Annotated in this window: 12 protein-coding genes and 2 pseudogenes; 6 read left to right on the forward strand and 8 right to left on the reverse strand. The window is 43.2% G+C overall.

What is annotated here, in order from left to right:
• Positions 1–386 precede the first annotated feature (386 nt).
• From AB5Z12_RS20085 to AB5Z12_RS20110, 6 genes are read right to left on the reverse strand one after another with little or no spacing between them, the layout of a single operon-like run.
• A complete protein-coding gene (locus AB5Z12_RS20085; RefSeq protein ID WP_368368749.1) occupies positions 387–1,751 on the reverse strand; it encodes a sensor histidine kinase in 1,365 nt (454 codons plus the stop codon).
• Positions 1,742–2,404 carry a response regulator transcription factor gene (locus AB5Z12_RS20090; RefSeq protein WP_368368750.1) on the reverse strand — a complete coding sequence of 221 codons (663 nt, stop codon included), beginning with the start codon at positions 2,402–2,404 and terminating at the stop codon, positions 1,742–1,744. The genes AB5Z12_RS20085 and AB5Z12_RS20090 overlap by 10 nt, the downstream gene beginning before the upstream one ends.
• A gap of 38 nt (positions 2,405–2,442) precedes the next feature.
• Positions 2,443–2,820: a NisI/SpaI family lantibiotic immunity lipoprotein gene (locus AB5Z12_RS20095; protein WP_368368751.1), complete on the reverse strand. Its 378-nt coding sequence runs from the start codon at positions 2,818–2,820 to the stop codon at positions 2,443–2,445.
• A complete protein-coding gene (locus AB5Z12_RS20100) occupies positions 2,813–3,556 on the reverse strand; it encodes a lantibiotic immunity ABC transporter MutG family permease subunit (protein ID WP_025580193.1) in 744 nt (247 codons plus the stop codon). Before AB5Z12_RS20100 ends, AB5Z12_RS20095 begins: the two co-directional genes overlap by 8 nt.
• A 2-nt stretch (positions 3,557–3,558) precedes the next feature.
• Positions 3,559–4,305, reverse strand: coding sequence for a lantibiotic immunity ABC transporter MutE/EpiE family permease subunit (locus AB5Z12_RS20105; RefSeq protein WP_173716266.1), 747 nt, complete (start codon positions 4,303–4,305; stop codon positions 3,559–3,561).
• Complete coding sequence (locus tag AB5Z12_RS20110) at positions 4,306–5,010, reverse strand: lantibiotic protection ABC transporter ATP-binding protein (protein WP_025580190.1); 705 nt, start codon at positions 5,008–5,010, stop codon at positions 4,306–4,308.
• 331 nt (positions 5,011–5,341) lie between these two features.
• Between AB5Z12_RS20110 and AB5Z12_RS20115 the strand changes: the two genes are divergently transcribed.
• Complete coding sequence (locus AB5Z12_RS20115) at positions 5,342–5,578, forward strand: helix-turn-helix domain-containing protein (protein ID WP_118064609.1); 237 nt, start codon at positions 5,342–5,344, stop codon at positions 5,576–5,578.
• Positions 5,579–5,832: 254 nt separating this feature from the next.
• Here the strand turns inward: AB5Z12_RS20115 and AB5Z12_RS20120 are convergent.
• Both AB5Z12_RS20120 and AB5Z12_RS20125 read right to left on the reverse strand, forming a co-directional pair.
• Positions 5,833–5,955: pseudogene (locus AB5Z12_RS20120) on the reverse strand (transposon-transfer assisting family protein); the annotation flags it as partial.
• A 6-nt stretch (positions 5,956–5,961) separates the two neighbouring features.
• Positions 5,962–6,102 (reverse strand): hypothetical protein, encoded by a 141-nt coding sequence (locus AB5Z12_RS20125; protein WP_021651320.1) that lies wholly within the window; start codon positions 6,100–6,102, stop codon positions 5,962–5,964.
• 171 nt (positions 6,103–6,273) lie between these two features.
• Between AB5Z12_RS20125 and AB5Z12_RS20130 the strand changes: the two genes are divergently transcribed.
• From AB5Z12_RS20130 to AB5Z12_RS20150, 5 genes and pseudogenes are all read left to right on the forward strand, one after another.
• Positions 6,274–6,936, forward strand: a complete 663-nt coding sequence (locus AB5Z12_RS20130; RefSeq protein WP_243881994.1) for a carboxymuconolactone decarboxylase family protein — start codon at positions 6,274–6,276, stop codon at positions 6,934–6,936.
• A 16-nt stretch (positions 6,937–6,952) separates the two neighbouring features.
• Entirely contained in the window at positions 6,953–7,132 is a 180-nt protein-coding gene (locus tag AB5Z12_RS20135; RefSeq protein WP_330386277.1) for an aldo/keto reductase, read from the forward strand.
• A gap of 52 nt (positions 7,133–7,184) precedes the next feature.
• Positions 7,185–7,295: pseudogene (locus tag AB5Z12_RS20140) on the forward strand (TnpV protein); the annotation flags it as partial.
• A gap of 331 nt (positions 7,296–7,626) precedes the next feature.
• Complete coding sequence (locus AB5Z12_RS20145; RefSeq protein WP_368368752.1) at positions 7,627–8,517, forward strand: Fic family protein; 891 nt, start codon at positions 7,627–7,629, stop codon at positions 8,515–8,517.
• A 64-nt stretch (positions 8,518–8,581) separates the two neighbouring features.
• Positions 8,582–8,880 (forward strand): DUF262 domain-containing protein (locus AB5Z12_RS20150; protein WP_368368753.1); only part of this gene is annotated, 299 nt, incomplete at its 3' end.

An 8,880-nucleotide genomic window follows, 5' to 3' on the forward strand; every position in this document is an offset into this window, starting at 1 on the left:
GCCTTGATTACAGCATAGATATGCTTGATCAAGCCAGAAAAAGACTTGGCAGTCATGCACATATCAAATGTATTCAGCGGAAAAGATACTGGCAGCGCCTCCCGTAATCATCAGGGGTAACTTTCATCTTCTCACCCCCTTTCCGTGGGGAGTGAGCAGGATGATCCTGTCCGTTGTCAGGGGCCTATGCTGGCCCTGGTCTGCTGACCGCCTCCTTTTCCATCTGATTTTTTGCCGGAAATGACAATCCGCGAAAATCGACAAAAATCGCCCGGCAGGTCGTAAACCTACCGGGCGACGATTTGAAGCGTTTTGTTGTTTTGAAGATTCCATAAAGATTTGAAAAATGGACGGACATAAAAGACGTCCATTACACTATCGGAAAATCAGCAAGGAAGTTTCATACTAACCTTTGCGCCGCCGGTTTCTTTTGAATTTTCTAAAATAAGCTGACCATTATGTTGTTCCATAATCGAATTTGTAATATATAGACCCATACCAAAGTGTAACTTTGAATTGCGGCTTTGATCGCCCATATAGAACCGTTCCTGTGCGTGGCATAATGCCTCTTTAGAAAACCCCGTTCCCTCGTCTGTGACTGAAATTTCCACGAAACCGTTGTTACTCTGAACATCCACATAAAGCGTTCCGCCTTGCGGGGAGTAGTCCAGCCCATTACTGATAACATTCATAATAGCACGTTCTATCAGCACCCTATCAAATTTCAGCATTTGAGGGAGTGAAACAGTATTCATTTGCAGCCGGATTTCTTTTGTCCGGCATAGTGATTCCATATAACCGAACAAGTGCTGCATGAACGCTGGCAAGTCTATACTTTCAATATGGAGCTGATAACCAACCGCCGCCCGTGATATATCAATCAGGGTTTGAATATATGACTGCATCTGGCCGGAGCTTTCCACGACGTAACCAGCGTATAATCGTTGCTCATCATCAAGATTTGTTTCTGTGAGTAAATCAGCATTTCCTTGAATAACCGTCAGAGGCGTTTTCAAATCATGGGCAAGCGCGGCGATTTGCTTTTTCTGTGTCTGTTCGGTTTTCCATTGCCGTTCTAACGAAATTTTCAGATTATCTTTCATATCTGAAAAAGATGCAAGGACATCTTCAAACTCTTTGATTTTGGCGTGTCCTACTTCAAAATCAAGGTTTTGCTTTGAAACCTCCGCAGTTGCTTCAAAAAGCGGGGTCAGTTGTGTACGCAGGTTCTTAGCAAATCTGGCGGTCAGTATGATAATGACCAGCAGCGAATTTACAGCCATCAGGATAAACGCAAGCGTGTCAGGAGATGGAAAATATTCCGGTAGCCATGACACTGTAAATTGAGAACCAATATAATACCTTAAAACGCAAAATTCGTTTTCCCGGACAACAAGTGCAAACTGCCTCCCCGTAGCATATTCAATATATTCTCCCTTTGCGTACAGCAGGGCAATTTCTTTTTCATCATCGTCCATATTGCTGTAAAGCTCATTAAAGTTCTTGTCCAGAATTAAGTAGCCGCATCCCTGTGGAATCACAACCTTTGTAATATCCGGGGCAATCGTCAGCGTTGGAATGATCTCTTTTACCTGCAATTCACTTAGATTTGCTCTTGTAGCTAATCCAGCATTTACAGCAAGTCCCTCCAAACCAGAAGGGACAATAATTGCCGCTACCAGCATGACAATGAGGGAGATAGCAAACTGGCGAAACAATATTTTCAATGTAGGTTTCTTTTTCACTCCCATTTATATCCTATCCCCCATACGGTGCTGATCGGACTTATTTTGAAATGCTCCAATTTCGCACGAATATTTTTTATATGCGTTGAGATCGTAGAGTTATCGCCTATTCCATCAAACCCGAAAACGGCTTCATAGATTTGTTCTTTTGTAAAAACCTGTCCCCGGTTTTTCGCAAGGTATTCACAGATTGAATACTCGCTTTTGGTAAGGGGAACCGGCTGTTCTGAAACATACAGTACCTTTGCGGAAAGGTCAAATCTTATATCAGGCTCAAATGAAAGTGTGCTGTGATGCTCCCTTTTTTCTCTGCGTAAATGTGCCGCGACACGGGCGCGAAGCTCCTGAATACGAAAAGGTTTCGTAATATAATCATCCGCACCGATGCCCAATCCAAACAATATATCTTCCTCTAATGTCTTTGCGGTCAGAAAGAGAATCGGGCAGTCTACCACATTCCTGATCTGTTTGCAAAACTCAAACCCGTCTGTGCCAGGCATCATCACATCCAAAAGAATGAGGTCATAGAAATGCAGCTTTTTGATGTCTACATCATCCGCATTTTGACAGACTGTTATCAAATATCCATCTTTCCCCAAACTGTTCTTAATCAATTCCAAGATAGAAACTTCATCGTCAACTACAAGTAAGTGGGTCAAAAAATCACCTCCCGCCCCATTATACCACATTGTCGAGGTTACTCATCATTATTTTTAATGTCAGCTTTCCGATATTCATTGTTGATATTTACAGCTACGGCATTGCTTATATCCACATCCACAATACTGTAAACGTAGCCGAAACTGAAATCTTCCCCCGCCACATTTTTGAAGCGTTTCGATACCTGCCCGATTTCTTCTTGCAGTTCTGACATTTCAAGACATTCATCCGTTATGGTATATGTCAGGCCGTTATATGAAATTTCATCATAGTTTGCGGCGTTCAGCTCATAATACGGCAGAGATTCATTTAACGCCTTATTTTTATCGGCGGTATCGCGGAGCGCACCGCAGGCCGATAAGCGTATAAGACTTACAAGCACAATTACCACGGCAAACAGGCACTTTTTATTCACTGTTTTTACCTCCCTCCCAACCATGAAACCAAACCAAACTGGCAATCAGCAGACAAACAGTGCAGCATACAGAAATAATCATACCGCTGAAAAAATCGGTTTTTACCTGTGCATACAGTTGGGGGCTATCCCATGCAAGCACAGTGTAATCCATAGCACGAACGCCCCAGGCCCAGGGAATATATTTCCATGTAGCGTCACCAAGCCCTGTTATCATAAGGGCAGCTATTAAACTCCCTGCAATTCCCAATCCCATAGATGCACCTTTTCCGAAGCTCATTCCCACAAACAAATGAATCAGGTAAATGGGAAGCATGGTAATCAACAATAGAATCCCTGCTTTCAGGTAAAGGCTTGCCGGAGCATCCCTATATAGTGCAGCGAATGTTCCTAACGCTAAAAATGTTGCGCCAAAAGCACAGATCATCAGAAAACCAAGTTTACCAATATACGTTGCCATGCGAGATGGGATTGTTCCCAACAAAAGCTGATAATGCCCGGCCTGATTTTCGATCTGAACAACCAGGCCCACAATAATGCCGATCAGAAACGGGAACGCAACGGCCAGCACTTCCAGATAGGCACTGATTTTGGTTGCCAGTTCCCATCTGGATATATGATAGTAACCCGCAAAAATCGCCGCACATATAATCGGAATCATGCTGTGCATATAGAGCAAAATGCTATGTTTACACTTCTGATATTCTGCTTTCCAGCAGCGAACCACAGATACCATAGTTACCCCACCTCCTTTTTCTCAAACCATCTTGCAGTTAAAAATGACAGCGCCGCAAACCAGGCCAGCGAAATGACCAATACAAGTATAATCATCCAAAATGCCATTGCCGTACTCTGATCTGCAACCGGCTCACCATTAGGCAAAATACTTAACACGGAAATCATAAGATGCGGCACCCAGCTATACGGGCAGATCATCCACAAAGAGGTTGTAGCCGTGAAAATCCCTAAAACGCTTCCAAGTCCGGCATTAAGAATAACCGTGACAAAGATACCAACTTTTTTTGATAACCATAAGCACAGCGGAACTTCCCATAGGCTTGCAATGACAATACAAGCTGTTCCGGCCACAGCCTGCCAAATTCCGATTGTCAGGGGAATTTCGTTGATAACTAATATTGCAAAACCGCCCAACAGATTTAGCGCCAGGAAAATGAAATTCCCCACACAGGAGTAAATACCGGCCACTCCAATTTTTGCTTTCCAGACTTTGTTCTGCGAAACAGGCAATGAAGCAACGGCACGATATTTTAGTTTGCCATTATCCCGCTGTTCAATCAAGGCACAGGTGAGCGTAAGGAATCCAGGATAAAGCAGGATATACCACCAATTATAAGAATTGAGCTGGAACCAAAGAGGGGCAAAAAAGTTCATAAGCGCAGTTACAAACGGGGCCAGAACGATCAGCGTTTTTGTGAAAGTTCTCTTATGCTTTAGGTTCTCTGCCTGAATATATGCCATCTCCATTTAATATCCCTCCTTACCATTTCTGCGAATAACATCCATAAAGAGTTGTTCCAAATCTTCACCGGCGCGAAGCTCTCCCTCATATCCAAGGACGCCGCCAGCAATGATACCTACATGATCTGCAATCTGCTGGACTTCTGACAGAATATGGCTGGACAAAATAACTGTAATCCCTTTGCAGGGAAAAGAGCGAATTAACTCTCGAAGTTCCTCAATCCCTAAAGGGTCAAGGCCGTTAGTCGGTTCATCCAGAATCAAAAGCTGGGGACTGTTCAGCAATGCAATAGCAATACCAAGCCGCTGCTTCATACCAAGAGAAAACTGCCCGGCCCGTTTCTTGCCGGTATTCGTGAGCTGGACAATTTGCAATACCTCGTTAATTCGTGCATCGTCCAGGCCGAGCAATGTAGTTCTGACTTTGAGATTTTCGTATGCAGTCAGATTTTCGTAAAGCGGGGGCATCTCAATCAAAGCACCGATATGCTCCAGATCATTCCGCTTCCACGGGTGGCCGTCAAACTCGATGCTTCCCGATGTGGGGCGTAAAATGCCGGTGAGCATTTTTAAGATCGTGGATTTGCCAGCCCCATTCGGCCCCAGCAGACCATAAACCGAGTTGCGCCGGATGTTCAGTGACACATTGTTTACCGCCATTTGCCCCTTGAAATTTTTGCAGAGGTCAGTCGTTTTCAAAATCATATCCATATAATCAAGTCCTTTCTTTGATTTTACGGATAGCATACCGGGCAATTTTGAAGATTTCATAAAGATTCCCGAAAACAGAATATGAACAATACACCGTAACCGTGGAGCATATCGCAACAAAGTACCAACCTACGCATTTAGGGCCTTAAAAAGCCCTATATTTCAAGGTTTTTCCCGCATAGTCGGCGGGGTATGTGAGTGTTTTATCCTATCCCCGCCATAGTGCCGCTCTAAATGCGTAGAATTTACCAGCAGAAAATCGCCGGTTTCTCTGGCTCCATACTCCCAGATATGGTATCATGGAAAAAATCAATCTGACGGGGGTATCAGGATGGACGGACAAGAAAAGCTGCTGGACTATGAAACAATCAAAGCCGCCGTTGCCGGTGAGAAGTGGGCCACAGAAAAGGTGCTGGCCCACTATGCGGACTACATCGACGAGCTTTCCACGGTGGAGATCAGGCAGCCGGGCGGCAAAGTGAAAAAAGTCATTGACGAGGATATGCGGCAGCACATTTCCTTAAAGCTGCTGGAAGCGTTGCCGAGCTTCCCGCTGGAACAAGAATAACGATCAAGAGGGCTGCACCCTCTTACGCCGCTTTGCGGCTATCACCTGCACACCCCCGAAACAGATACACCCGCTGCGCGTCTGTACCTGTTTCGGGGGCTAATAATGACTGTAACCTACGCCTTTCGGGGCTGATAACCGCCAGTTTCAAGGCTTCTCCCGCACGTTTGCAGAGGTGGGCGAATACTTTATCCTATCCCCGTCAATACTGGGTCCTAAATGCGTAGGAACAGGCAAAAAGAAAAGACGCCGGACGCAAGCGGCCACATATCCCCGTCCATACCCGGCATGGCTGCGGTGATCTTGCCTATCGTCCTGCGTCGGTCTGCGTTGTGGTACATACAGATCAAATTTTCTTCTTCCACGGTAAAGTGCATCATTCCTCATACCTCCAATTCATTTTTCTTGGTTCTGGCCGCCGCCTTTTTCGGGCTGGTGGCCTGTTTGCTGTCGGCAAGCTGCTTGCGGATAGATGGCCGGGGCTTGCGAATACTCACATCACGGCGCTCATCTTTGTTAATCATGGCATATACCTCGTAGCGGACATATGAAAACAATGTTGAATCGAATGTTTTCTAAATTCCAAACTTGCAGGAACCGTATTTGGCGGAGGTGCAGATGCTGTTGGCGCAATACAGGGCAATCCGGCATTAAAAGAGGCTTATGAGATGGGAAAAAAGTTTAAGGGGATGTATATGCAGAAGTGCGGCTTGAGGAACGGATCACTGGTCCCGGTAACTGTATTGCTTGCGCAGGGATTAACGGATTCTTCTTTAAAATATCATCTTCAAAATGCAAAAAATCATGGTGTGACACAAAAAGAGATTGCGGCAGTGATCACACATGCCGCATTCTATGCAGGTTGGCCAAAAGCATGGGCTGTTTTCAATCTTGCAAAGGAAGTGTGGGAAACAGGCGAAGGAGATTTGCCATACGAAGAGGAAGGGATGCGTGCGCATGCAAAAGAGATGGTATTTCCAATTGGTGCACCAAATGATAGTTTTGCACAGTATTTTTCCGGCAGAAGTTTTCTTGCACCGATTTCTACTTCTCAGGTTGGAATTTTCAATGTGACATTCGAACCTGGATGCAGAAATAACTGGCATATCCATCATGCAAAAAGTGGAGGTGGACAGATTCTGGTATGCGTTGCCGGAAGAGGATATTATCAAGAAGAAGGCAAAGAAGCTGTAGAAATGAAGCCAGGCGACTGCATCAATATTCCGGCAGAAGTAAAACACTGGCATGGCGCCGCACCAGATGAATGGTTTAGCCATCTTGCAATAGAGGTTCCGGGCGAAAATGGTTCTAATGAATGGCTTGAACCAGTAAGTGATGAAGAATATGGGAAATTATAATAGGAAGGTGAATGAAATGTTTGATAGAAATATTGTATTGAATAATGGAGTAAAAATTCCACAGCTTGGTCTTGGAACCTGGTTTATTGATGATGATAAGGTTGCTGACGCTGTAAAAGCAGCGGTAGAGATTGGATATAGACATATTGATACTGCACAGGCATATGGTAATGAGCGTGGCGTGGGCAAAGGTTAATCAGTGCGAAGACAGATATGTAGAGGGAAATCGAGCAGCATGGAAAGCTCTTGAGGATGTAACGGACGAATTGAAAGAATAGAATCAGATGGCGTGGATACAAGCTATGAACAACATTTACAATCGGGCGGAAGAGATTGTGATTCATGAGTTGGTTCTGTAATAAAAAGTAAAATAAGCAAGACTGGATGTTATTTATACATTATGTGAATTGGAACCAGTTCGGAAACGGGCTGGTTTCTTTATCGGCAAAATTGCCGCTAAAACTTATAACAAGGTTTTGCTTAAAAATGAGCAAAAAAGGAAAAGTATGCCTTGTAAAACAGATTTTTGATTTACAAGGATAGTTTGGTATTTAATTAAAGATAAATGATGCCGAAAACGGCAAAAACATAAGATGTAAGCAAAGATAAATATTTGATAATTTGCCGATAATGTGATATACTATATAATAAAGTGTAAATTTTGATTTGAATTATAACGGAGGAGAACAGATGCGATACCTTTCAGTTACTGAAATAGCAAAAAAGTGGAATGTTTCAGAGCGCAGCGTCAGAAATTATTGTGCACAGGGACGTGTACCAGGTGCATTTCTTACTGGTAAGACTTGGAATATTCCTGAAAATGCAGAAAAACCGGAGCGCTCAAACAAAAAGAAAGAGCAGCCAGTTACTTTGCTGGATATTCTGCAGGAGCAGAAAGCAAGTAAGTATTCTGGCGGCATTTACCATAAGACACAGATTGATTTAACATACAACTCCAATCATATTGAGGGCAGCCGTCTGACCCATGATCAGACCAGATACATCTTTGAAACCAACACCATAGGCGTAGAAAACGAAGTGCTGAATGTGGATGATGTGATTGAAACAGCAAATCACTTCTGTTGCATTGATATGATTATTGATAATGCAAAAGCGGCTTTAACAGAAAAGTTTATTAAAGAACTACATCTGATTCTGAAGAATGGAACCAGTGATTCCAGAAAAGATTGGTTTGTTGTTGGTGATTACAAGAAATTGCCGAACGAAGTTGGCGGAATGGAAACAGCACTTCCAGAAGAAGTTGCCGATAAAATGAAAGCTCTGTTGACTGAGTACAACGGAAAAGAAGAAAAGACTTTTGAGGATATTTTGGATTTTCATGTGAAGTTTGAAAGGATCCATCCATTCCAGGACGGCAACGGTCGTGTAGGACGTCTGATTATGTTTAAAGAATGTTTGAAATACAATATTGTGCCGTTTATTATCGAAGATAATCTGAAAATGTTCTATTATCGTGGACTGAAAGAATGGAACAATGAAAAAGGTTATCTGACAGATACCTGTCTGACCGCACAGGATAAATATAAAGCATATTTGGATTATTTTAGAATTGTTTATTAAAAGCGATTTCTATAAGTCCTTTTCAAAGTGTCATCTCACACTTTGGTTTGAGGAAAATCATTAGATGAGAGGTACAGCAATGACTGGTGAAAAATTTACATTAATGCAGTATTCGGTTCACGCAATTCTTGGACTGATTGATGCAGAAGATTTTGTTATTCCTGAAATTCAGCGTCCATTTGTATGGAAGCGCAGTCAGGTTAGAGATTTAATAGATTCTTTATATAATGGCTATCCTACTGGCTACATTATTACTTGGAAGAATCCAGATGTAAAAACTAAAGCTAGGTGTCATGACACTGGCAGTGCTTGCTTCTTTTGGGGTGTAGCCTGCAAAGCAGGCTATGCAAAAGCTATAAAACA

Origin of the sequence: Ruminococcus sp. RTP21358st1_G6_RTP21358_211008, assembly GCF_040908885.1 — a bacterium.
GTDB lineage: Bacteria > Bacillota > Clostridia > Lachnospirales > Lachnospiraceae > Blautia_A > Blautia_A faecis.

Bases quoted from the DNA above. Each gene is read 5' to 3' on its own strand.
- AB5Z12_RS20085 (WP_368368749.1), bottom strand. From the start codon at position 1,751: ATGGGAGTGAAAAAGAAACCTACATTGAAAATATTGTTTCGCCAGTTT.
- AB5Z12_RS20100 (WP_025580193.1), bottom strand. From the start codon at position 3,556: ATGGTATCTGTGGTTCGCTGCTGGAAAGCAGAATATCAGAAGTGTAAA.
- AB5Z12_RS20105 (WP_173716266.1), bottom strand. From the start codon at position 4,305: ATGGAGATGGCATATATTCAGGCAGAGAACCTAAAGCATAAGAGAACT.
- AB5Z12_RS20110 (WP_025580190.1), bottom strand. From the start codon at position 5,010: ATGGATATGATTTTGAAAACGACTGACCTCTGCAAAAATTTCAAGGGG.
- AB5Z12_RS20115 (WP_118064609.1), top strand. From the start codon at position 5,342: ATGGACGGACAAGAAAAGCTGCTGGACTATGAAACAATCAAAGCCGCC.
- AB5Z12_RS20125 (WP_021651320.1), bottom strand. From the start codon at position 6,102: ATGATTAACAAAGATGAGCGCCGTGATGTGAGTATTCGCAAGCCCCGG.
- AB5Z12_RS20130 (WP_243881994.1), top strand. From the start codon at position 6,274: ATGCAGAAGTGCGGCTTGAGGAACGGATCACTGGTCCCGGTAACTGTA.
- AB5Z12_RS20135 (WP_330386277.1), top strand. From the start codon at position 6,953: ATGTTTGATAGAAATATTGTATTGAATAATGGAGTAAAAATTCCACAG.
- AB5Z12_RS20145 (WP_368368752.1), top strand. From the start codon at position 7,627: ATGCGATACCTTTCAGTTACTGAAATAGCAAAAAAGTGGAATGTTTCA.